The sequence below is a fragment of the Paenibacillus sp. EB106-04-04-XG159 genome, from assembly GCF_058791835.1.
Genome location: NZ_JBYTDY010000001.1, coordinates 383,740 through 408,658 on the forward strand (window position 1 = coordinate 383,740; position 24,919 = coordinate 408,658).

Genomic DNA, 24,919 nt, shown 5'->3' on the forward strand with positions numbered 1-24,919 from the left:
GATTCAAGACTATAGATCCATAGATGCGCGGTGAAGCGAAACATCGCAATCAAACTCGAATTCTGAGCTATAGGGATAATAGCAAGACGCATTGCCAGATAACACATGCACCCGGCTCGATGGACATGCTGATGTTCTAGTCTCTCTTAAACTCGCATATGATGGCAGTACAAGCCCGCTAGATAGGTTCTACTCTGAGAAAATATGGGCACACTGACAGCTAGAGAGGAGAGATTCACGACATGCCACGGAATACATGGCCAGGACTGGGGTTGCGGCGGGGGCGGCGAGGTGCAACCGCCGCACGCGGACAAGCCGCAGTGAGCCTCGCCCTATGGGCCGGCTCGCTCATCGCGCTCGCCCTGCTCGTGCCGCTTATTATCGTGACCGCCGGTCACGATAATAAGCCCAGCATGAGCGCTGCCGGCGAGCGCTCGGCGCCGCAGGCGCCAAACCTGGCGGCGCCAGCGGATGCGCCGCCTTACGTGCGCGTGCTCCTAAGCGGCACGCGCCAGGTTGAGCGCGTCGCGCTGGAGCAGTACGTGCGCGGCGTCATCGCGGCGGAGATGCCGGAGCGCTTCGAGCTCGAAGCGCTCAAGGCGCAGGCGATCGCCGCCCGCACGTACATCGTGCGCCGCCTCATGCAGGGCGAGGCTGGCGGCGGCGCACCAGAGGGCGCCGATGTCACCGACACCGTCGCCCACCAAGCGTACGTCTCGCTCACCGAGCTCGACGCGCGCGCTGACGACGCGGTCGCTAAGCTGAACCGCGCCGTCAACGAAACCGCCGGGCTGATTGCCACCTATAACAATCAGCCCATCGACGCACTCTACTTTTCAACTAGCAATGGTTTCACCGAGAATGCAGAGGATTATTGGTCGGCGAAGCGGCCATATTTGCGCAGTGTGCCAAGTCCTTGGGACGAGAAGCTGTCCCCCCGCTTTAACGACACAATAAGAATGGATGCCGCCGAGCTATTGAAGAAGCTGGGCCTATCTGCAGAATCAGTGCCTGCATTTCAATCCATAGATTCAACCGATTCATCTTCTGATCAAGCGCTAGCTTCGGCTATACAACTTATCTCCAAGACACCAGGAGGGAAAGTTGCGCAGATAAAAGTAGGAGAGCATGTATTTTCAGGCAGAGAGATGAGAGAGAAACTAGGACTACCTTCTACCGACTTTACTTGGTCATGGGATAAAGGAGAGATCGTATTGGAGACTCGCGGTTATGGCCATGGCGTAGGGATGAGTCAATACGGCGCACAGGGAATGGCGCTCGAAGGCGCTGCGGCGAAACAGATCATAAACTATTACTATAAAGACGTTCAAATCGTATCTCTAGCGAGCATAGTTAAAGACGTGGCGGCTGTCGCCATCAAATAACTAGCTATGAATCTTAAATATTACCAATTTCATACGTATAAAAGAAAAACACTCGGTAACAATGGTTACTGAGGTGATCACAAATGAGTGAACAAAACCAAAACTCAAAACAAACAAACAAATCTACGACATCATCTTCGAATACGAACACGCCAGAAGCTTCAAAACTAGCAGGGGCATCGGCTGTTCCAACTTCGGGATGGAGAAAGCTGCTTTCGAAGAAGTGGGTATTTCCTGCTCTCTACATCGCGGCTGCAGCGCTGATCTTGACGCTGGTATGGGTATACCAAGGCGAACAGACAACGACTAATCAGAACCCAGGCGCAGTGCAGACTGAGGGCAAAGCCAACTCCGGCAAGGACGCTCAAGATGAGAAGGTTGTCGAAGTGGTGGCGCACAATGAAACACTTGGCTGGCCGGTGGCAGATGCCAAAGATGTAGAAGTGGTTATGGGCTTCTTTGATGCCTCGGCTTCTGCGGAAGAGCAAGAAAAGGCAATGGTAGAGTACAAGCAGACCTTCACGGCTAACTCAGGTATTGATTTGGCTCGCAAAGACAAGAAGGAATTTGATGTACTTGCTGCTATGAGCGGTAAAGTGACACGCGCTGAAGCTCATCCGACGCAGGGCAACATCATTGAGATCGACCATGGCAACGGCATGAAGACCGTTTACCAAAGTGTAGCGGATATGAAAGTGAAGAAAGGCGATGTTGTCTCCAAGGGCGATGCCATTGCGAAAGCTGGACGCAGTGAACTGAAGAAGGATTTCGGTGTTCACGTACACTTTGGAGTGTTCGAGGACAACAAGCCAGTTAATCCGTCTACGCTGCTTGCTAAGAACTAATATGTGCAAAGGGAGCTGTCACGTAAGTAGTTTTCTACTTATGGGACGAGCTCCTTTTTTTTTGTAATGGCATGCTGTACAACAGGATCAACGGGCCATTTTCGAAATAATCCAAGTTACATAGCTTGTCAGACTTGTCTATAAGACATAAGTGCCGAGACCCCTCATATAATGTACCAAACTAAACCGAGTAGGGGAGGCGGGAGCGTGCACGATTACATCAAGGAACGAACCATTAAGATAGGTCGTTGCATCGTCGAGACGAAGCATACGGTTCGGACCATCGCCAAAGAGTTCGGTGTGTCAAAGAGCACGGTGCATAAAGATTTGACCGAGCGGCTTCCGGAGATTAATCCGGATCTGGCGGACCAAGTCAAGCACATTCTCGAATACCACAAGTCCGTGCGCCATTTGCGAGGAGGCGAAGCCACCAAGATTAAGTACAAGAAAACAACCGGCAAGAAACGTGAGGTAATGACTGCTGGAAAAGCTTAATCCCTCATTCCGCGGTCTTGACATAGGATCCGCCACCTGCCCTTCCGTTCGTTTCACGAATGTGCATTGCATTCTCAATCTTTCATTGAACCGGATATATTAATTGTGCTATGGTTATGAGGAATGTAGAAAATGCAGGAATTGGTCGGAAATTATCGCAATTTATTAACATTATTTATTGTGGAGGCTCTCGAACCTATGTTAAGCAAGGATATCGGAATTGACTTGGGAACGGCCAACGTTCTTATTCATGTGAAAGGAAAGGGGGTTGTCTTGGACGAACCGGCAGTAGTCGCAATTGAAAGCGATTCAAAACGTGTATTGGCGGTGGGCGAAGACGCGCGCAAGATGGTAGGACGTACCCCGGGGAACATCGTTCCGATTCGTCCTCTGAAGGACGGTGTCATCGCAGACTTTGAGATTACTGAAGCGATGCTCAAACATTTTATCCAACGTGTCGGCGGCCGCAAATGGTATTCGCATCCGCGCATCTTAATTTGCGCCCCGACTAATATTACTTCTGTTGAACAGAAAGCTATCCGTGAAGCAGCGGAACGCAGCGGCGCTAAGGAAGTCTTCCTTGAGGAAGAGCCTAAGGCAGCCGCTATTGGCGCGGGCATGGACATCTTCCAGCCAAGCGGCAATATGGTAGTTGATATCGGAGGCGGTACAACGGACATTGCGGTGCTCTCTATGGGCGATATCGTAACGGCCTCCTCCATTAAGATAGCAGGCGACAAGTTCGACGGCGCTATCATGCGATACATAAAAGGAAAGTACAAGTTGTTGATCGGCGAACGCACATCGGAAGATATCAAGATTAATATTGGAACAGTGCGCTCTAACGGCAGTATTCGTGAGATGGACATTCGCGGCCGCGACATGGTGACAGGTCTGCCGTTGACAGTTACGATCAGTTCAGATGAGATTCGTGAAGCGCTGTGGGATCCGATTTCGTCAATTGTTGTAGCAGCTAAGTCCGTGCTGGAACGGACACCGCCAGAGCTCTCAGCAGATATTATCGATCGCGGTGTTATATTGACAGGCGGCGGTGCGATGCTTGATGGATTGGATGACCTGTTGGCTGAGGAGCTGAAGGTTCCTGTCTTGATTGCAGACGACCCTATGCATTGTGTAGTGAAAGGAACGGGCATTATGCTCGATAATTTGGATAAAGTCGTTAAGAAATTGTCTCTCTAAACCGATATATAAGATATAGTGGTTTAATTCCCATATCGGTCATCGGGAGGAACGTTCATGTTAAGAGGTTTATATACTGCCGCTTCAGGCATGATGACGCAGCAGCGTCGCCATGATACGGTTACGAATAATATTGCGAATATGAATACGCCGGGCTATAAGTCAGTCAATACGGTTCAGCATACATTTCCTGAAATCATGATCCAGTTGATGGGCAATGATGCCGCCGCTGGAGCCGAGCTCGGTAAGCTAAGCACGGGTGTATTCGGTGAAGAAGGTCGTCATGTGTTTACGCAAGGCGATCTGATGCAGACGAATCAAATGAGTGACTTTGCGCTCTTGTCTGATATTGAAGTTCCGGGTGTAGCATTCGATCAATCGGGTAAATCAGTTGATGAACAGGGCAATGTGACTTATAAACCGGAAGCATTCTTTACGGTGCGCGAAGGGGACCAGATTCGATATACGCGTGATGGACATTTTCAATTAAATGCGAATGGAGAATTGATGACGGCTGACGGCGCGCTTGTGTTGAACACGGCTAATCAGCCTATCGTCTTGAACAATATCAACATGTCCGATGTGGTCGTGAATGAGCAGGGTCAACTGTTTAACGGTCGCACAGGGGCGGGGCTTGGTCAGACTATTCTCGTGACGCGGATTGAAGATCCGAACAAGCTGCTGCGCGTAGGTAACGGGCGTTATCGTCTAGAAGATGGCGCTGCTGAGACACGGCCTGTTCAGCCAGGGGATGTTCGGATCCAGCAGGGTTATCTGGAACGATCTAATGTGGATCCATTGCAATCCCAAGTTGACTTAATGTCGGCATACCGGGCTTATGAAGCGAATCAGAAAATAATCCAATTCTACGATAGGACGTTGGAGAAGGCAGCAAACGAGATTGGGCGAGTGTAATAGGTAGCTCGATCTATGCTGTCTCCTCAGCAGAAGGAGGCTTTCAGCTATTATGAATCAATCAATGATTGCAGCATCCGTATCGATGAGCGGCTTGCAGCGCAAGATGGATGTCATATCTGACAACGTCGCTAATGTGGATACACGAGGCTATAAACGGAAAACGGCCAGCTTTTCGGAGGTTCTTACGACTGCACAGCAGCAGCTTCCGGAATTTGCGCTTCCAGGACGCGCTACCCCGCTGGGGTACACGGATGGCTACGGTTCACGATTAACCTCTGTCATGCGTGACTTCTCGCAGGGGTCGTTCGTACAGACGAATTTGCCTACGGATCTCGCATTAGAGGGCAATGGTTTATTTGAAGTCAAGACACCGGAAGGGTCGGCTTATGTTCGTGAAGGAGACTTTCAATTATCTCCGGTAAATGGTGGAGAAGCGATGCTGACGACGAGAGAGGGCTATCCTGTCTCAAGCACAGATGGCACCGATATTCGGATTCGCTCTGGCTATCAGATGAAGATCGATGAAGCAGGCCGTGTGTTCGAAGTTAATCCAGCTAAAAATGAGACTAATGAAGTCGGCGCTATCAAGATTGTACAACCTGTGAAGCCAGAGCTGCTTCAGCAGCTTGCCGACAATCTATACACAGTGCCGCAAGGAATCGACATCAACACAGTTGTGCAACAATTAGACTTGACGAATATTCCCGCAGATGGTAATGTGCCATTGACGGTACGTCAAGGCGCATTGGAGAATTCGAATGTCTCGTTAACAGACGAGATGACTGAATTGATTCAAGCACAGCGTGCATATCAGATGGCTTCTCGTGCGCTGTCTTCGGGAGATGCAATGTGGGGGCTCGCGAACAGCATTCGAGGGTAGATGAAGTGGGTGAGAGCTAGTATGGATAAGGATCAAGAGCCCTATACTCCAGCTAAGGTTATTAGTCGTGTAGAACGGCTGCGTCCAACTGATAAGGAAGGGCCCGCATCATCCGATCCGGATCATGCCGATTCTAAACCGAAGAAGTCCAACGCTATGAAATGGGTGTTTCGTCTGCTCATCGTACCGATGCTATGCATTTTAGCGACATTTGGAGGTATGATGGTAGGCTTTGTTGTATTAGGGCATGGCACTGTATCAGAAGCGCTGAACTTGGATACATGGACACATGTGTTCAAGCTTGTGTTTGGTTAACGACATATGAGATTAATGTGATAAACATTAGGGCATCTCTAGGCTGTTACTGCCATAGAGGTGTCTTTTTTATGATCGAGTTCCTACTTAACAGCAGAATGGGTAACGGTTATGCGGTTTTATTTTTATAGATGGGCATGTATAATATGTTGAAGGAATGAAGTCAATGGGTACCTGCCAACATTATGGGTAAACTAACAACCGTGCTGTATTGCGTTTCGATTACGTAATAGAAAGAGCTTCCCATTCAGCGCCTTGACGCTTAGGAAAGCCCCTTATCTTAACCTCCAAGCCTGCAGTCAATGAAGGATACTTGTAGTTTGGACCAAAACCTATGCTTGTTATTCAGAAAGGAGAAATATTATGGAGTTAACGAATCAGCAAATTCAAGAAATCATTCCTCACCGCTACCCGTTTCTGCTGGTAGACCGGATCACAGAGGTGGAAGAGGGCAAGCGTGCTGTAGGTATCAAGAATGTGACCATTAATGAGCCGTTTTTCCAAGGACATTTTCCGCAATATCCTGTAATGCCTGGCGTATTGATTATTGAAGCACTAGCACAGGTTGGTGCTGCGGCTATATTAATGAAGGAAGAGAATAAGGGACGCATCGGATTCCTTGCCGGGATTGATGGCGCGCGTTTTCGCGGGCAGGTGTTCCCTGGAGATACATTGACGCTTGAAGTGGAAATTACTCGTTTGAAAGGCGTTATTGGCAAAGGACAAGCTGTTGCTAAGGTAGGCGACCGAGTTGTTGCGGAAGCAGAGATTATGTTTGCTTTATCAAAGCCTGAATAGCAGTGATTGTATATGAATAAATTGGACAATCTATGTGTTAACCGCAAGGGCGGTGGTGGGGATGCGATGAAGTTACCCATGCAGAAGTCCAGATCATCAGTGGAGGGGATCTCGTGTTTCAATCGTTAGAACGGGCAAATCGACGGTTCAAAATTTGGCTCTGGCTAATTGTCATCGTCGGTATGGTCGCTTCATTGCCTGTTGCAATGCAACGTGTGCAGACAGAGCAATCATCAGATCAAGTGGAGTTCGTTGTTGATTACCGCGACTTAGTCGATATTTCAGCGTTACAAGCTAATCCTGCAGCTTATTTAAATACTCAGTTGGATCTATTGAAGGAAGCCGGCGTTCAATCCATGGCTATGTATGAAAGTTCATTGCTGGAATTCAAGAACGCACGGCGTATTGCGCTGTACAATTCCAATGATGCGGCAATGCTGGAACATAAGGTGCCGAATCCGAATGAGAATTATACATACCTGCTGTTCCTGACACCGGAGGATGAGCGTCAGTTATCCCCAATCATTACGGAAACTTTTCAACAAGTAGGTATTCCTGTTAGACCATGGACCTTTGAAGGCAAGAAAGGTCTGATTCTGGAAACGCCTATGGAGGATGCGCTGCTGAAGTCGATGCCGCAGGATCCGATCGCGATGAAGATGCTCGTTGATAAGGGCTTTAATATCGTACCGCGTCTATCGGACACGATGCCATACGATGAGAAGCAGGTAGATGCGATGCTCACACAGTTCGAAGAGCTCGGTGTAACACGCATCTTGTTTGAAGGTGATGCCGTTAAAGGCTACAAGGATAATGCGGAGAAGAAGAGTCTGTCTTCCTTCGCGGAGCTCATGAACAAGCACGGTATCGGTATTGCTGCAATAGAAGGCTTGAAGGCGCCACAGAAAGGCTTTAATGAGCTCGCCTATATGACGGACTACAATGTGGTGCGGACACATTCGATTTCCGAAGAGGAATCATTTAATGATCCACTGGTGTTGGGAGATCGCATGGCGCTAGCTGTTAAGGATCGCAATATCCGCATGTTTTATTTGAATGTGGGTGTGAAGAAAGATGTAAGCAACTCTACGCTGGTTACGGCAACCGACAACTTGATCAAAGCAATGCACGAACCAGGTAATGGTATGGCAATGATCGCTCAAGATGGCTTCTCTTTCGGTGCGGCTAAGCCGTTTGAAGTAGTGGATTCCGGATGGCAGCGATATGCGAAAGCAGTTGCTGTAGTTGGCGGAGTGGCCTTTATTGCTCTGCTGCTGTCGTATTTCATGCCGTATGTGATGCTTCCTGCTTTTGTTATCGGGTTGATTGGAGCGGCTGGATTATTTGTATTGAAGCCTGCGATGCTGGAGCAGTCGCTCGCATTGGGCGTAGGAATCAGCGCTCCAACTATTGCGATGGTGCTGGCAGTACGTCGTATTGAAATAAGTCCGATTGTAACGGGCTTTGGCGCACGCATAGGTCGCGTAACAGCACTGTTCTTCCGCACATCGCTGTTGTCCTTGATGGCCGTGCCATTTATTATCTGCTTCTTGAATAATATTACTTATAGTTTGCTGCTTCAGCAATTCCGCGGCGTCAGCTTGCTGCACTTTGCTCCGCTTGCTTTGACTGCGCTGTATGTATTCCTATACCGCGGCGAATCCGTGTTCAAGGAAGCGAAGCGCTGGCTCTCTACGCATGTGACCCTGATGTGGGTAGTCGGCTTCGGTATCGTAGCTGTTGTAGGTTACTACTACATGTCCCGTACAGGTAATGCTGGTAATGTCAGCTCGATTGAATTGACGTTCCGTGCACTATTAGAAGATACATTTGGCGTTCGTCCACGTACGAAGGAGTTCTTAATCGCGCATCCTCTGTTCATCGTCGGTGCCTTTATCGCATTCCGCTATCGTATTGGTCAGTTCATTCTAATTGCTGCCGCTATGGGGCAATTGTCGATGGTGGATACATTTGCGCATATTCATACGCCAGTGATGATCTCGCTTGCCCGCACGGCGCTCGGTCTTGGCCTTGGATTTGTTATTGGTCTGGTTGGTGTATGTGTCTGGTACTTCATTGAAAGGTGTTGGGAAAAATGGCGGCCGAAGTTCGGACTATAGCCTTATCAGGATATTACGGCTTCCATAACAGCGGTGATGAAGCGGTATTGACCTCCATCTTGACTGCGCTGGAAAGAGCGGGACAAGATCAGGGAATAAAGGTAGAGCCGATCGTCTTGTCCGGTGACCCAGCTGTGACAACGAAGCTGTACGGCGTTCGCGCTGTGCACCGCATGAAGCCGGGAGATGTGCTTGGCGCTATACGGCAGAGCAACGGGTTGATCAGCGGCGGCGGCAGCTTGCTGCAGGACGCGACCAGCCCGAAGACAATTCCGTACTATGTTGGAATATTGAAGCTTGCGCAGTGGCTGCGCAAGCCGACATTTATATACGCGCAAGGGATTGGACCAGTGGGACGTGAAGCGTTCTTCCCGCTGATCCGCAATGCGTTCAAGCGTTCATCGCTGATCACTGTACGGGATATTGAATCCAAGCAGCTGCTTGAGAAGATGGGACTGGATGGAGGGCGCGTATCCGTTGTGCCGGATCCGGTGATGGGCATCAAGCTCCCGGCGGAGAAGAGGCTGCCTGCGATTAAGGATTCGAATGGACTGCCTATTGTCGGTGTGTCCGTTCGCTATTGGAACGCGGATCGCGCAGACCTGCAGCGCGTCGCTGCGCTGCTCAAGGAAATGATCAAGCGTCAAGCGGTCCATATCCGCTTCCTTCCGTTTCACGGGAACGCGGATGAGGAGGCTTCGCGCTTCGTGATGAAGGAGCTGGGCGATGTACATGCTCATGGCTCAGCCATGAGCATCAGCCCTGCTTATGACCATCCGCTCGATATGCTCGCGGAGGTAGCGCGCTGTGATCTGATGATCGGCATGCGGCTGCATGCCCTTATCTACGCAGCGTCACAGCGCGTGCCGGTGCTCGGAATATCCTATGATCCGAAGATCGATCAGTTTCTGCACCGTTTGGATGAACAGGCGATCGGCTCGACCGAGAAGCTCGATCCTGAACACGCGGCTGATGAAGTCGCCGCTGTCCTTGGCAATATTGACGGCTGGCGCAGCAATCATGAGGCTGCGATTACTCGGCTGATTGAACAAGCTGAACAGCCAGCGCAACAAATCATGAAGCTTATGCGTCCATAGGATAGGTGATAAATTAATGAAACAAGCAGAAGGCTTTAAGACAGTACCGATATATGGAATACCTTTCTCGACACTGACGATGAAGGAAACAGTTGCCTGGTTGTCCGAGGCTATCATCCAACGTCGCAATACGCATGTTATTACAGCTAATCCCATAATGGTCATGGCTGCTTTGGAGAATGATAACGTCATGCGCGTTATGCAGCAAGCCGACATGATTGTGCCGGATGGATCTGGTATCGTGTGGGCGGCTAATTACGCGGGTTCACCGCTTGCGGAACGTGTAACAGGGTTTGATCTGCTCCACGAATTGATGCGCGCGGGTGAGCAGTACAGCTGGCGCGTGTATATGCTTGGTGCAGCACCAGAAGTGATTCAGGCAGCTAAAGAGCGGTTGCAGCAACAATATCCGGGTGTCCAGATTGTTGGGGCACGAGACGGATATTTCGGCGCAGCGGAAGACGAACAGGTCGTGGAGCAGATTCGTGCCGCAGCTCCAGATATCTTGTTTGTAGCTCGCGGCGCGGACACACAAGAACCGTGGATCGCGAAATATCGCGATTCTCTGAACGCCGCATTAATGATGGGCGTTGGAGGAAGCTTTGATGTGATCTCGGGTCGTTCGAAGCGTGCGCCGCAATGGGTTCAGCAGATGAAGCTGGAATGGCTGTATCGACTGGTCAAGGAGCCAACTCGCTACAAGCGAATGCTGGCGTTGCCGAAATTTGCCTTGAAAGTCATGCGAGATAAGAATAACGTGCTAAAATGAAATAAACGCGTTTGTTAGCTTACATTTTCGTAAGTTTTCAACGTTTTACGGTGTTGGAGTTTCCATTTTGAACGGAGTATAATTCAATCCGGTACATCAAATGGAGGTTGAACGAAACCAATGACTATTGTCTATATACTCGGTGGATTGATGGGGTTGCTGTTAGCTACTGGATTGACCCCTTTAGTAAAGAAATTTGCGATTAAGGTGGGAGCTGTCGACGTTCCTAACGCGCGAAAGGTCCACACACGCATTATGCCACGTATGGGCGGCCTTGCGATTTATGGCGCTTTTGCCATTACGCTGCTCGGAATGATGCTGATTGTACCGGATGTTTTATTTGGAACTGTGCGAGACGCCAACCTGGTTAAAGCTTTATTAGCGGGCGGTACGATCATCGTATTGGTCGGCGCGCTGGATGACCGCTTTGAGTTGTCTGCGAAGGTGAAATTGCTCGGCCAGATCGTTGCGGCTTTGGTCGTCGTATTTGGCTTCGATATGACAGTTAACTTTATCGATGTGCCATTCGGCGATCATTACTTGAATATCGGTGATTGGGTTGCGATTCCGCTTACGATCTTCTGGATCGTCGGTGTGACGAACGCTATTAACCTTATTGATGGCTTGGACGGCTTGGCTGCCGGCGTATCAGCGATTTCGATTGGCACGCTGCTTGTAATGGCCGTTATAATGGGCAACCCGGTTGTCATTCTGCTCTGTGCGCTATTGCTTGGCAGCATTATCGGATTCCTGTTCTTTAACTTTCATCCAGCACGCATCTTTATGGGTGACACAGGCTCCCTGTTTCTTGGCTTCAGTTTGGCGGTATTATCGATGCTTGGATTTAAGCAAGTAGCAATCGTATCCTTCATTACTCCTTTGCTTATTATCGGCGTGCCGTTATCTGATACCTTCTTTGCGATTCTGCGCCGCTGGCTGCAGAAGAAACCGATCTTTGCGCCTGATAAGGGACATCTTCATCATTGCTTGCGCGAGTTAGGCTTCAGCCACCGCAAGACGGTATTGATCATTTATGGAATTGCGGCTTTCTTTGGAGTATTAGCTATTATTTCATCGATCGCAGCTTCACATGATGCAAGCTGGGTGACGTTCGTCGTGATATGTATTCTGCTTGTAGCATTGCAGATCGGTGCCGAAGTCATCGGTATTGTGAGCAAGACGAGAAAGCCTTTGCTTAATATGCTGCATCGTCTGGGTGCTAAGGTCCATACGACGAATTCTCGCTCGGAATAATCATAATCATATAACTGCTGTAAGAACCTTCACGTTCTCGAATTGCTATCGAGATTGTGAAGGTTTTTTTTGTTGTATTTGATGGTTTGCCTAAAGATTGAAGCAAGTTGTACCGATAAGAAAGGTATATGAATATCTGTATTTTTACGAAGGAGCCTAGAAGCGAACATGCAAGTACAAAGGAGGACGCACACTTTGAAGAAATTGATCTCCATAATACTCACCTTGGCGCTTATCGTTACGTTTGTGCCATTGCCTGTTAGCTCAGTTGTAGAGGCAGCGGCTACGACTAAGACGGATAAGGGGACTTACTTCTTATTTCCGAATGAGAGCTATACATTCGATAATGCTCGAGTAACAACTGACGAACGCGTCAATATCTCGGGTACGGTGAATGGGATATCTGATTTCAAGACGATAACCTACACAGTAAGTAAAGTAGTGAAGAATGGCACCCAAGAAACCACCATTGAGTCGCGTGAAGGACTGGTAGGAAATATTACGCAGTCGGGCACCAAGATTACGGTTTCCAACATTCAGCTGTACGATGGAATGAACCGAATTACGTTCCAGGGTAACGTCGGTATATCTCCGGTTCAGCCTGAATCCATCTATATCGAGTACCGCAATGGTCCTACTCTGCAAGACTTGAAAGTGAATAACCAAGAGCTGAAGGAGAATGAAGCGACGGTTATTACATCTACTAACAATAACAGCACGAATAAAGACAGCATCAACGTCAGCATCAGCGGTATAGCTAAGAACGCTGAGCAGGTTAAGGTTACAACAGACAGCGGCTCTTGGACGTATAACGTATCGAGATCCAGCGGATGGAAATTCACAGCTGGCGCCGTCAATATCAAACGAGGGACGAATGTAGTCAAGATAAGTTCAATTAACGGCTCCCAAGTGTTTGAAACGGAAAGGCTCATTACCTTCTTCAATGGCAATGTTACTTTTCATAATGTAAACCTTGTTAATGTAGATGGAGCGACGGGCAGCAAGAATAAGATCAATATTACGACCAATCCGAATATATCTATGGCAACAGATGCAGATATGCAGAAGTATTCGATATTGGAAGGTTCCGTTACAATTCCGACAACAGCTTTAATGAAAGATAGTAACGGTGATATTATAAAACCCGTTATAACGATTAAGGCGAGCGCGAATCCCGCGTTAAGCGCAACAGCCCAGATCGTTTCGATTGATCAAGGCAGTGCGGCAACGACTATACAATATAGCTACGATAACCCAGGTGGTTATCTTGCGTTCGGCAAGAACAGAATCTCGGTTGAGATAAGTGGGATATCTACCAACTTGCTCCCTAGCAATATTGTAAGTGAAACTTATACAGTCGAAGTAACGAATAACAGCACGCCTTTCTTCCAAACGGTTAATTATTTAGAGGGCTATGATATTTCAATGGAAAACAATGATAGTGCAATATTCGGCCTTCCAGGATCTCCTCTCAATGGCGCAGGCATTTACCGCTTGCCGACAGCAATTGAGTTTGTTGTGGTAAACGGTGCGGATGGGGAAGATCTAATTGAGATTAAAGAGGTTAAGAACTCTGCTGGTAAGACTGCAAGTAAGTTGCCAGCCTTGAAATTCCTTGCTAAAGAGCCTGTATCGGTTGATGTAGGCAGCGGGCAAGCGATGCGCTATATTTATCAGCTGGATCAACTGCCCTTCTCGGGAGAACAGAAGATTGAATTTGTCTACGATATGACTGGAGCAAATAAGACCTATACTGCGACAGTATCCGTCGTTCACGGCCCTTATTTCAAATTTGATAAAGCCTATAACGGAATGATTGTTAATGCAAATACAAACAAAGATGATTGGAAGCTTAGTGTATTCCGAGATGACCTAGGGCGTTTAGCAGGGGATTTGCTTAATGTTCCGAGTGACAGTAAATTATCAAATGATAACGTATCCTTGTATTTGAACAATGTGCGTATGCATCCGCTGGATGAGACTAAACTCGCAACCAATCGCATCGAATTGTTGGCCGGTAATCCGGATGATACATCCTTTGCTAGCCGCTTGGCTTTGGGTGAAAACAAGATTCGATTGGAATATCGCGACAGCAAGACAAGCTATACCAATGAGATCAAGATTTCGATCGTACCTAAGAATTTACCGATAGTGGAGAAGCTGTTCCCGTATAGCAATTCGCAGAGCGTGAAGCCTTATCCAATTCCAAATTCGGAATTGTTCGAGCAGAAGGGCGGCGTATTCTACACTAGGGAAGAATCGGCCAACGTGTTTGGTACATTCGACTTTATTGATCTTCCTAATCTAGAAGATGCCAGTGAAATACGCAAAAGTATAGTAGACGGATCTGAATACAAAGTTCAAATCAAAGCGCCGACGGTTGGTAATCTGGACCTGACATGGACGCTTGATGACGATTTTACAATCATTGGCGGCAACAAAGATGACCTGTTCGTTGATGGATTAAATGATTATGAAGACCGTGGACTAAAGGTTGTCTATGACCGCGATAAGAAGAACTTCTCTTTCTTCTTGCGTAACAATGAGCTTCCAACGAACGGCAGCATGGTCGTGTTTACCGTTATTGTAAGCAGTCATGGACAAGCAGCGCCTCCGGCAGAGCTGATCATTGCACCTATTAATTTGCCTTATACGATTGTTAAGCCATATCCGATCAGTTCCGGTAATGTCCTTAAGCCGATCCTGAATCAGAACTATGTAGAGGTTGTCATTAATTCACCAGGAGCCGACAAGGTCATTATTAATGGTGAAGCTGTTAAGAAGCAGGAATATACGCTTGGTGATAAGCACTTTGACGATGCCTATCGGGTCCTTGTCAAGAATCTGAAGAAGAACAAGGAAACGCCGATTAAGTTTACGATCGTGACAGGTACGGAAAGTATCGAAGACACCATTAAAGTAACGTATGTACCGACGAACATTCCTGGCGCTCAATATATGGAGACTATGAAGAAGTCTCATAAAATGTTCGAAAACGCCTTGTCACTGAATTTTGCTACAGGTACGAGCTTGATTCGCAAAGATTATGATGTACCGGAGCAATACAAAAATCAGGTGTATGCGAATAATGATCTATTATTTGCAATGGCCAATACGCGCGATGGGGTAGTGAATCGTCATGACTTCCTTGACCTCCCGGCAAACTTTGTTGAGGACGAAGTCAATAAAGGACGTTCCATATTTGAGCTGTTCCCAGACCGCTTTACGCAGGTCAGCCCAGTGTTCTGGATTGATCCAGGCTTGGCCGATAACATTGAACCTCCGGGTTCAGAGGCTATCTATGATCCAATCAAATACGGAAGTGATCCGTATCAATTCCCTGGTGCTGAGGTTCCATCTTTCATGAATCGCGAACCGGAAAGAGAATTGGTTCCGTCCAAAGTCGGTGAGCTCACATTATCCTATGATAACGACGTAACGCATGACGCTGGCTCTGTCATCACCGTATTCCGATATGTTGGCGACACCTATAAGACAGGCGTAGGTACGCAAGGATGGGAGAATCTCGGCGGCGTTGTTGATCCGGATAAGCATACGATTACCGTTCCTTTTGATCGATTCGGCTACTATGTCGTAGCGAAGCTTACCTATTCCTATAATGATGTAGTCAACCATCCATATGCTCGCGATCATATTGAAGCGATATTTGCTAAGGGGATTATGAATGCAGAGCTGCCGTATCAATCGTTCGGTACAGATACGTACGTGAGCCGCGGAGAGATGGCGCGCATGCTTGTTAAGGCTCTCGATATTCCGCTGGATTATGACGGGCCTAAGCATTTTAATGATATCTACTTCTCTGAAAATAATGTCTATGATGAGACAGCCCTATGGGATGCCCGATATGTCGAGACGGCAGCCCGCAAGGGGATCGTGCGCGGGGTTGCGCCGTATGCATTTGAAGGAGACATGCCGGTTATTCGTCAAGATGCCGCGGTTATGATCGCGAAAGCTCTTAATTTGAAGCTAGATACTGACCGTGCGAAGATTGACAAGGAACTCGCGAAGTACTTTAAGGACTGGAACCAGGTTGAATACTATGCGCGTCCATCCGTTCTAGCAGTTGCTAAGAAGGGCTTGATCTCTGGTATGCCTGTTAATCCTAGCGATCCGGAGACCGCTTATGTGTTTAATCCTGATGCTAACATGCTTCGCGGGGATGCTGCTCTGATCATGTCGAGAGTCATGGTTGATATGAAGAAGCTTCCTAAGCTATAAGATTAATCGTTCTGATTATTGCATTATGGGGTAATAAAGTGGGAGAGTCTGAGGTGAATCTCAGCTCTCTCTTTTACGATTTAGTTGATGAGGATCAAAATTGTAAGCATAGCTCAAATCATCCAGTTAGCTGAATTTATTACATCTGTTGGAAAACATTGATGAATGACGATAGGTATATATAGCGATATACTATGTGACGTGGATGTTGGAAGTGTACATATCGTATAGCAAACTGTATAGAGATTTTATATGTAGGACAGAAGAAAAACGATTTTTAAAAAGTTTTTTCTGTTTTGCGCAACTTTTTTGAGATTGTTGCGTTAAAATACATGAAGTTGAAAAACAAACGGTAAAATTCTTTATTGTTCCCTGTTTTTCACAAATTATGCTTTACGCTAGGCACTAGCCCATGTATAATGTCTAGAGTGGCATACATATCTCTATTATTCCCATTCGTTTACGAGTTTCTGTAACATGCTCGTGTTGCAGACTTCTTTTGTATACATTTCGCTCTACTCTGGGAAGGGGGTGAATCGGCGAATGAGGGAAATGAGCTATCAATCTTCAATGCAACACTCTCAACAACCGAAGCAATTTAGAGGAGGAGAAAAAAAGGTTATGAAAAAAAGATTAGCTATGTTGCTATCCGTTGCTATGGCGTTCTCCATGTTCGCGAACGTAGCATTCGGTGCCGCAGAACTCACAACAGAACAGAAATACGAAGCATTGGTTAAAGATGGTATCTTTAACGGAATTCCAGGAAGCAACGATCCGCAATTGAACGTTCAAACTGACCGCGGTCAATTCGCTAAGATCCTTGCTCTTACAACTAACTTGGAGATCGTTAAAGACGCACCTCCATCATTCAAGGATCAAAACTATGCTAAGCACTGGGCTAAAGACTATGTAGAAGCAGTTAACAAAGCTGGCTACATGGGCGGTGTAGGCAATGACAAGTTTGACCTTAAAGGTAAGGTCACAGGCGAGCAAATGGCGAAAGCATTCGCTAAAGCTCTTGGTCTTGAAGAAGTTAAAGACGCTCCAGCAATCGACGGCGTAAGCAAATGGGCTTATGGCTGGGTTGCAGCTATGAAGGCAGAAGGCTATGACTTCTCCGTTAACGGCAAATGGAACGTTCCAGTAACTCGCGCTATTTTGGTTGATGCAGCATATGCTGTTCGTCAACAAACTGGCGTAGTTGTAGAAAAAGTACAAGTAATCGATGAGAAAAACATCGAAGTTACTTTCTCTGACAAAGAAGTTGTTAAAGTAGCTCTTGACAAGGCTCTTGTTGAAAAAGAAAAAACAACTGTTGAAGTAACACACAAAGGCAAAACATACAAAGTAGATGTTACTCTTGAAGCTGTATCCGCAACTACTAAGTTGACAGGCGCTAAGAAAGTAGAAGTTACTTTCAACCGTGCTGTTGATACAACTAAAGCTACTTTCGATATCAAGAACTCCACTGGCGGCAAAGCAAACGTTGCTAAGGTAGCTTGGAACGACAACAAAACAGTTGCAACTGTTGAAACTGTTACTAACTTCCTCAAAGGCGACTACACTGTAACAGTGAACGGCGTTTCTGAGAAAGCTGTTGACGCTGGTAAATTCAGCGTAGAAGCTGAGAAGGTAACTAAGATCGAATTCTTGTCCGACAAAGCTATTTTGCAAAAGGACAATCACATCGTTACAACAGGATACAAAGTTTATAACCAATACAATGAAGACATCACTAAGGCTAAAGCATCCGGCTTGACTGTAACTGCTGGTGGTTACACAGCTGCTGCTGATCCAAGCGGTGTAATTAAAGTAACGGGCACTAATCCTTTCAAAAAGGACGACAAGATTGTTATCAACATTCTTGATGTTCAATCCCAGCAATTTGCAACTCAATTGCTGACTGTGTCTGACCAAGCTGGCGTAGCTGAAATCAGCATTTCTGGTCTTCACAACGCTGATAAGAAAGAATTGACTGAAGGCGAAAGCGCTCCACAAAACTGGGGTCTCGTTCTTGATGCTAAGGACCAGTATGGAAATGTGATCACTGATCCACAAGTTATCAAAGACAACATGGTCTCTGTGGTTACTAATCCTACTGTAGTTGACGCAACTTACGCTGATGTCAAAACTATGACAATCGATGGTGTGAACAAGCTTGTTCTTCCATTGAAGCTTGGAAAAGATGCAACAGCTGTAAAAGCTGGTACATCCCAAGTTACACTGATTTCTAAAACATCTAATGCTCGCGCTACTTATGATGTTGTAGTTAAAGAAGCAGTAACTGTAGATAGCATTACTTTCGGAAATCCAGCTGTTGCTGTAGTTGGTGAGAAGACAGAGATTCCGTTCACTGCTCTTGACCAATTCGGTAATGAAATCACTAACGCTACTGCTTTGAATAATGGTTTCTTGAGCATTCATTCAACTAATGCTTCCAATCCAGTATTTGAACAAGACTATGTAACTGGTAAAGCTAAGCTTTACGTTACGCCAACTGCAGAAGGCACAGTATTCATTAATGCTTACACTAAAAAAGGTAAGCCTGCAACTGCTTCATTCTCTGCAGTAGCTAAAGCTGAAGGCAAAGTAGTTTATGGTACTAAAGACTTCGTATCCAACTTTGCAGAAAATGCAACTAACACACTGAAATCTGGCAACATCAAGGTTCAAGACCAATATGGTCGCGACTTTGACTTCGCTGGAAAAGGATACAAAGTAAAAGTTGAATCTTCCAACGAAGCAGCTGTTGCATTGAGTGCATCTGAAATTGCAAGTGGCAAAGATGTAACATTTACAGCTAAACAACCTGGCAGCTCCACAATCACATTGTCCCTGTATGATGCAGCTGGCAAATTGGTTGATGGAAGCCAATTCTCATTCACTTCCCGCGTAGTTGCTAAAGCAGATATCAAGAGCTACGAAGTAGCAGACCTTGGTAAACTGTACAACAACGGTGGTTCTGATTACGCTGTAGCAGTTGCAGTTAACGGCTTGCTTGAAGATGGAACTAAAGTTGTAATTCCAGCTACTAGCTACGCTGTAAACACAATGGACAAAAACTTGACATATGATGGTGGAAAATTGAGCGCTGCGTATGATTCCAAAGCGTTCCCTTCATCCGGTGAAATGAAGAAATCCGTCGTTGTTACAGTATACGGTGCAAGCTCTGCAGTGAATGTACCTAAAGAAATCGTAATTTCCGATGTGGCTCCTACTGCGACTAAAGTAGAATTGAAAGACGGTTCTACAGCATCCAAAGTAGCTGATAAAGTGGTTTCCATCGAAGCTGCGAAATTCACTACTGCACAAGCTCTTGCTAAGGATGTTGTTAAAGTAACTGACCAATATGGTGTAACTCTTTCCAACCCTAACTTAGCAGTACTTGTTACAAACATTAAAGACGATAATGGAAATGCGCTTAGCAGCTTGGATGGTGTGACTGTGAAGTCCGGATTCAAATTCCAAATCACAGCTATCGCTGACAATGCACTCATCGTTGATTTCCAAGTTATCGTTAAGTAATTAACGTAAATTAGAAAAAGAGCTGGGATTTATCCCAGCTCTTTTTTTGTGTCAATATTGTCATCTAACTTTAAGCAACTTTTATCCATTCTAGTCGTCATACATTATATAATTGTATATATTATGAGATTTACCAGAAAGGATGAAAAGGTTGAAACTGAAACGTACTGTATTGTTGTTGACTGCATCTGCTATGTTGATGTCCTTCTCAGTGGGCGGATTAGCGCCATCAATTGCACATGCTGCATCAGGAATTACGAATCCTGTTCATGAATCACCTAAACTGCAATCTATATACATAACGAAGAATAGTTATATTCAGATTAAAGATCTTGAATTGAGCTACACAGGAAATGACAAAAATGTATATTTTACTTTTGCAATACATAATGGAGAAAAGTCCTCGCTTGATTTCAAAGATTATTGGGTTAGGGTAACGGATGTATTAGGTTCCAACTATACACCAGTCATCAATCCTGCTGATGCTAAGAAGAGTAAGATAGCACCAAATACGACTGAAGGTATTCGGTTTTCGGTCAAGGTGAATCCAAAGACAAATCTATCCGATCTAAGATTTAACATTGTAAAATGGAATTTCAGCATGCCAGGATATGAGCAAGCGCTAGGAAAGATTGCAGTACCTGCGAAATACTCAACGGTTGTACCATATGGTAGAAGCAAGGTAATAACGCAGAAAGATCTTAAGCTCAAAACAGTTGCTTCCAGTCTTCAATTAGTGAAGGTGGGCCAGGTGACTGAAGGAACTATGTCGCTTGCGGTAGAGAACATTAGTAACAATAATGTGAAGCTGCCAGAGATGAGTTATTATCTGAAGAGCTCGGAAGGTAAGTTCTATAAACTAGAGGCCGACATAGCTGCAGGTACAGAGATTGCACCTAATGAGAACAAGAACATCAATCTATATGCTAAACTGCCTACTCAAAATCGTGGAGTAACCTATCAATTGTATGTTACATCAAAAGACGGTGAAAATAACACCGAAGTTCCACTTGGTTATTATGGCACGATCATTAAAGCTGACGAACATGTATATACCAAACCGGATGCCAAGAAAATCGTCAATATCAATGATGTAGGTGTAGCTACTCAGATCGTAGACTCTATGATTGATACATCTGGAGATACGAAAAATATTAACCTAACGTTGAAACTCGAGAACATAGGCAAGAAGGCTGTAGCATTGCCAGCCTATCAATACAGCATTATGACATCAGAAGGTATTGTATACCCTATGAAAGCTGATGAGATGAAGGAAGAGATTCTTCCTGGCATGCAAGCTCAGATTAATTTGTCAGTAGGCATTCCTAGCACAGCTAACAAGGATGGTCTAAAACTTCTGGTTAAAAAGGCTAAAGAAGAGAACAAAAATAATGACTATCTCGTCGCAATTTATCAGGTTCCTGCGATGAATGAAGGTAGTTCATCAGGCAATACTACAACATTGAAGAATAAGGACGGCATCTATGAAGTGAAGGTAGATAAGCTTCAGCGCTTGCCTTGGGAAGATTCAGATCTGTTGAATGCGATTATAGAAGTTACGAATAAAGGCACAGCAGATGCTTCAGTACCAAACATTAAAGGATATATGGTTCTGAACGGCAATAAGTTGGACGAAAAGTCTGTCCACTTAATAAAGCCTGCCAATAAGCTCAGTATAAAGCCTGGTGAGACGATCCAAATGGTGATGTCAAGCAAGGTTCCATACAACTATGATTACAGCAACGTAACTGTTGTGCTGTCCAACGTGTTGAGTGAAACAAGCAGCAGTACTATTGGAAGATTCTCGCTGACAGGAAGCAAATTCAAGTATATGCCATACCTGCAGAACCATCAGCCGCTCGTAATTGCGAACAGTGGCAGACAGTCGCAAGTAAATATTATGAACTACTCAGTTTATGAAGGAAAAGAATCAGATCTATTGTATGTAGACTTTAAGCAAACGAATCAAGAAACACGGATGAACACACTTCCAAGAATGTCGGCATACTTTGTCGCGGATAACGGTACTTATATTCCAGCAAAGTTCGAGTATGCGAAAAATAAGATCAGTTCGACTGGATCAGCACTGGTAGCCATAACTGCAAATATTCCTAAATCCGTTTCTAAGGATAAAATAAGACTATATGTCGGTGAAGCTATTACAGGAGCTGAATATACGACAGGTGAAGCACAGCCGGATGGCATCGTAAATGTGACTGAATACATTCTTCCTACGCAATCAACAACAGTAATGACGGATCTGAAGGGTCTATCTTTCAACCCATATACATTAGATGTGAATAAGCTCAGCGTATCCGTTCCTTCTAATGATCAGTTCAATATCGAATTCAGCTACAACATGAAGATGTCCACACCATATGAAGAAGTAGCTAACTCGAGTCATAAGGTTGTATTTGAAATCGTAGATGGCACGCGCACATTTGAGAAATCTTATACAGTTGGAGGAAGCGAGTCTGAGTCGATGCCTACAGGTGAGGATAAGAAGCTAAACGTTACATTTGAAGGAAAAGATGTAATCAATGTTCTCTATAAAGGCTACAATATCAACATTTACGATGAGATTAATGGACATCGTAAACTGCTGGCGACAAAAGAGATTGCGCCGTATAGAAGTATTATTCCTATAAACTAGTTAATAAAGGATGCACCTATGAAACAATCAAAGAAAATCTTATTTACAGCCGCGGTGCTTAGCGGCGGCATATTGATGGGCAGTTTAATGAACATAAGCGCATGGAGTACGGCAGGTGCTGAACCAGGCAATGCACAGGACCCGCTCGTGACGAAAAGTTACGTGGATCAGTTGTTTGCGAAGCTGAGCGGCGGCAATGGCGGCAACGGCGGTGGAACGAGCGACAACGGTTCAGCTGGCGGAAGTGCGTCAGCTGACAAGATGGAGATCGTGACGATCAAGCCGGGGCAGCAATTAATTGCGAGCGGCGGAGCCGAGTTCGTGGTCCGCGCCGGCAAGTCCGAGATCTATAGTGCGGATGCAAGCGGAGTATCTGACTTGACCGACGGCGTGGACTTGTTGAATGGCGCAGATGTGCCAAAGAACCATCTGCTGCTGTTCCCACGCGACGGGCGCGGCATTACAGCGAAGGATACGCCTAAGAACAGTGTCGTCGTCATGGTTCGTGGTGGATACACCATTAAGAACATTGCGACGGATGAAACAGTTAAGCCATAGTATGGCGCAATAGTACAGCTATTATTCCTATTATGTAAGAAAGAGCGGCCTTGGAGCCGCTCTTTCTTATTTCAGCCAAAGGGGACATTATTTCCTACGGGTGTGGTTAGGGTGTTCGTGCATACTAACATCATTACTTCATCTAACTTACCTATATAAGGAGGGAAATCCCCATGGCTAATAATAAGAAGCTTGTACCAGCAAGCAAAGATGCACTTTATCGATTGAAATATGAAATTGCGGCAGAATTCGGATTGCCCGTCGCTCAACAGCGAGTTCAAAGCGGCTTTGGAGACACAGAGTTCGCAGGAGAACTTGGCTCGGTCACATCCTCAGGGTATGGAATGTCAAACCATGATTACTGGGGTCACCTGTCGTCGCGTGATGCCGGTTCAGTAGGCGGTGAGATTACGAAGCGATTGGTAGCCCAAGGCGAACAATTATCCAAATCCTGATTCCGAATATTAAGAAATATATGGACAAGCAATTTATGGTTGTTACATTGACACTTCCTATCAAATGCAGTAATATGAATTTTCGAAGGCTGGTATAACAACCTTTTCCACGATGGAGAAGGTTCGTTTTTTGTCTAGAGTTTCCATCATGGAACGCTCACATTTTTGGTATGGGGGGTAGAGTCCAATGTCTATTAAAGGACGCCATTTGTTCACTTCCGAATCCGTCACTGAAGGACATCCAGATAAGATCTGTGATCAGATTTCAGATGCGGTATTGGACGCCTTTCTGGCAAACGACCCGAATGCTCGGGTTGCGTGCGAAGTATCCGTTGCTACAGGTCTAGTGCTTGTTATCGGAGAAATTAGCACAACAGCCGATTATGTTGACATTTCATCCATCGCGCGCGAAACGGTGAAAGAAATCGGGTATACACGCGCGAAGTATGGTTTTGATTATAAGACATGCGCGGTATTGACATCTTTGAATGAACAATCGCCTGACATCGCACAAGGAGTTAACTCCGCGATTGAGACGCGTACTGAAGATGCCAAGAGTGAAACGGAAAATATCGGTGCTGGAGACCAAGGTCTCATGTTCGGTTTCGCAACGAACGAAACACCGGAATTAATGCCGCTTCCAATCTCATTATCTCATCGTCTTGCTCGCCGCTTGTCTGAGGTTCGCAAAGACGGTACATTGGACTACCTCCGTCCGGATGGTAAGACACAAGTAACAATCGAATATCAAGACGGCAAACCAGTTCGTGTAGATACGATTGTTGTTTCAACACAACACGCTGAAGATGTATCGTTGGAGAAGATCCAAGCGGATATTCGTGAGCATGTTATTAATCCGGTTGTTGCAAGCGATTTGATTGACGAGAAGACTCGTTTCTACATCAACCCAACTGGACGCTTTGTTATCGGCGGACCTCAAGGGGATGCTGGCTTGACTGGCCGTAAGATCATTGTTGATACGTACGGCGGCTATGCGCGTCATGGTGGCGGTGCATTCTCCGGCAAGGATCCAACGAAGGTCGACCGTTCAGCGGCATATGCAGCTCGTTATGTAGCGAAGAACATTGTCGCTGCTGGACTAGCTGACAAGTGCGAGATCCAATTGGCATACGCAATCGGTGTAGCGCGCCCAGTGTCCATCAACGTTGACACTTACGGTACTGGCAAGGTGGAAGAGGAGATGCTTGTTGAACTCGTTGAGAAGCACTTCGACCTTCGTCCTGCAGGCATCATCAAGATGCTTGACCTGCGCAAACCAATCTATAAGCAAACAGCTGCATACGGTCATTTTGGCCGTACGGATGTTGACCTCCCTTGGGAGCGTGTTGACAAGGCTGAGCAGCTTCGCGCAGAAGCTGGCCTATAAGGAATAAGACATGACCTCTGTCCTAT

The 24,919-nt window shown here is 46.1% G+C and carries 18 protein-coding genes; all 18 read left to right on the forward strand.

Annotated elements, in window-relative coordinates:
- The first annotated feature begins 320 nt into the window (after nt 1-320).
- The 18 genes from spoIID to metK all read left to right on the forward strand — a co-directional run bounded on the left by spoIID (nt 321) and on the right by metK (nt 24,893).
- Nucleotides 321-1,385, forward strand: coding sequence for a stage II sporulation protein D (gene spoIID / locus AC3WTP_RS01725; protein WP_492392960.1), 1,065 nt, complete (start codon nt 321-323; stop codon nt 1,383-1,385).
- Nucleotides 1,386-1,468: 83 nt separating this feature from the next.
- Nucleotides 1,469-2,230, forward strand: a complete 762-nt coding sequence (locus AC3WTP_RS01730; RefSeq protein WP_492392846.1) for a peptidoglycan DD-metalloendopeptidase family protein — start codon at nt 1,469-1,471, stop codon at nt 2,228-2,230.
- A 207-nt stretch (nt 2,231-2,437) separates the two neighbouring features.
- A complete protein-coding gene (gene spoIIID, locus AC3WTP_RS01735) occupies nt 2,438-2,725 on the forward strand; it encodes a sporulation transcriptional regulator SpoIIID (protein WP_458569929.1) in 288 nt (95 codons plus the stop codon).
- Nucleotides 2,726-2,923: 198 nt separating this feature from the next.
- Nucleotides 2,924-3,925, forward strand: coding sequence for a rod shape-determining protein (locus AC3WTP_RS01740; RefSeq protein ID WP_492392847.1), 1,002 nt, complete (start codon nt 2,924-2,926; stop codon nt 3,923-3,925).
- A 57-nt stretch (nt 3,926-3,982) separates the two neighbouring features.
- On the forward strand, nt 3,983-4,840 hold the full coding sequence (locus AC3WTP_RS01745; RefSeq protein ID WP_492392848.1) for a flagellar hook-basal body protein: 858 nt from the start codon (nt 3,983-3,985) through the stop codon (nt 4,838-4,840).
- Nucleotides 4,841-4,892: 52 nt separating this feature from the next.
- Nucleotides 4,893-5,723 carry a flagellar hook-basal body protein gene (locus tag AC3WTP_RS01750; RefSeq protein WP_492392849.1) on the forward strand — a complete coding sequence of 277 codons (831 nt, stop codon included), beginning with the start codon at nt 4,893-4,895 and terminating at the stop codon, nt 5,721-5,723.
- Between the two features lie 21 nt (nt 5,724-5,744).
- Nucleotides 5,745-6,038, forward strand: a complete 294-nt coding sequence (locus tag AC3WTP_RS01755) for a DNA-directed RNA polymerase subunit beta (RefSeq protein WP_492392850.1) — start codon at nt 5,745-5,747, stop codon at nt 6,036-6,038.
- A gap of 363 nt (nt 6,039-6,401) precedes the next feature.
- A complete protein-coding gene (fabZ, locus tag AC3WTP_RS01760; RefSeq protein WP_492392851.1) occupies nt 6,402-6,836 on the forward strand; it encodes a 3-hydroxyacyl-ACP dehydratase FabZ in 435 nt (144 codons plus the stop codon).
- Between the two features lie 206 nt (nt 6,837-7,042).
- The gene (locus AC3WTP_RS01765; RefSeq protein WP_492392961.1) at nt 7,043-8,956 is read left to right on the forward strand and encodes a DUF5693 family protein; all 1,914 of its coding nucleotides are present in this window, start codon (nt 7,043-7,045) and stop codon (nt 8,954-8,956) included.
- Complete coding sequence (csaB, locus tag AC3WTP_RS01770; protein ID WP_492392852.1) at nt 8,932-10,053, forward strand: polysaccharide pyruvyl transferase CsaB; 1,122 nt, start codon at nt 8,932-8,934, stop codon at nt 10,051-10,053. Before AC3WTP_RS01765 ends, csaB begins: the two co-directional genes overlap by 25 nt.
- Nucleotides 10,054-10,069: 16 nt before the next feature.
- The gene (locus tag AC3WTP_RS01775; RefSeq protein ID WP_492392853.1) at nt 10,070-10,822 is read left to right on the forward strand and encodes a WecB/TagA/CpsF family glycosyltransferase; all 753 of its coding nucleotides are present in this window, start codon (nt 10,070-10,072) and stop codon (nt 10,820-10,822) included.
- 120 nt (nt 10,823-10,942) lie between these two features.
- Entirely contained in the window at nt 10,943-12,076 is a 1,134-nt protein-coding gene (locus AC3WTP_RS01780; protein WP_492392854.1) for an MraY family glycosyltransferase, read from the forward strand.
- A gap of 195 nt (nt 12,077-12,271) precedes the next feature.
- Nucleotides 12,272-16,315, forward strand: a complete 4,044-nt coding sequence (locus tag AC3WTP_RS01785; protein WP_492392855.1) for an S-layer homology domain-containing protein — start codon at nt 12,272-12,274, stop codon at nt 16,313-16,315.
- 543 nt (nt 16,316-16,858) lie between these two features.
- Nucleotides 16,859-19,840, forward strand: a complete 2,982-nt coding sequence (locus AC3WTP_RS01790) for an S-layer homology domain-containing protein (protein WP_492392856.1) — start codon at nt 16,859-16,861, stop codon at nt 19,838-19,840.
- Nucleotides 19,841-19,991: 151 nt separating this feature from the next.
- Entirely contained in the window at nt 19,992-22,493 is a 2,502-nt protein-coding gene (locus AC3WTP_RS01795) for a hypothetical protein (protein WP_492392857.1), read from the forward strand.
- 18 nt (nt 22,494-22,511) lie between these two features.
- On the forward strand, nt 22,512-23,051 hold the full coding sequence (locus AC3WTP_RS01800) for a hypothetical protein (RefSeq protein WP_492392858.1): 540 nt from the start codon (nt 22,512-22,514) through the stop codon (nt 23,049-23,051).
- A 173-nt stretch (nt 23,052-23,224) separates the two neighbouring features.
- Entirely contained in the window at nt 23,225-23,506 is a 282-nt protein-coding gene (locus AC3WTP_RS01805) for an alpha/beta-type small acid-soluble spore protein (RefSeq protein ID WP_492392859.1), read from the forward strand.
- Nucleotides 23,507-23,693: 187 nt separating this feature from the next.
- Entirely contained in the window at nt 23,694-24,893 is a 1,200-nt protein-coding gene (gene metK, locus AC3WTP_RS01810) for a methionine adenosyltransferase (protein WP_492392860.1), read from the forward strand.
- Nucleotides 24,894-24,919 lie beyond the last annotated feature (26 nt).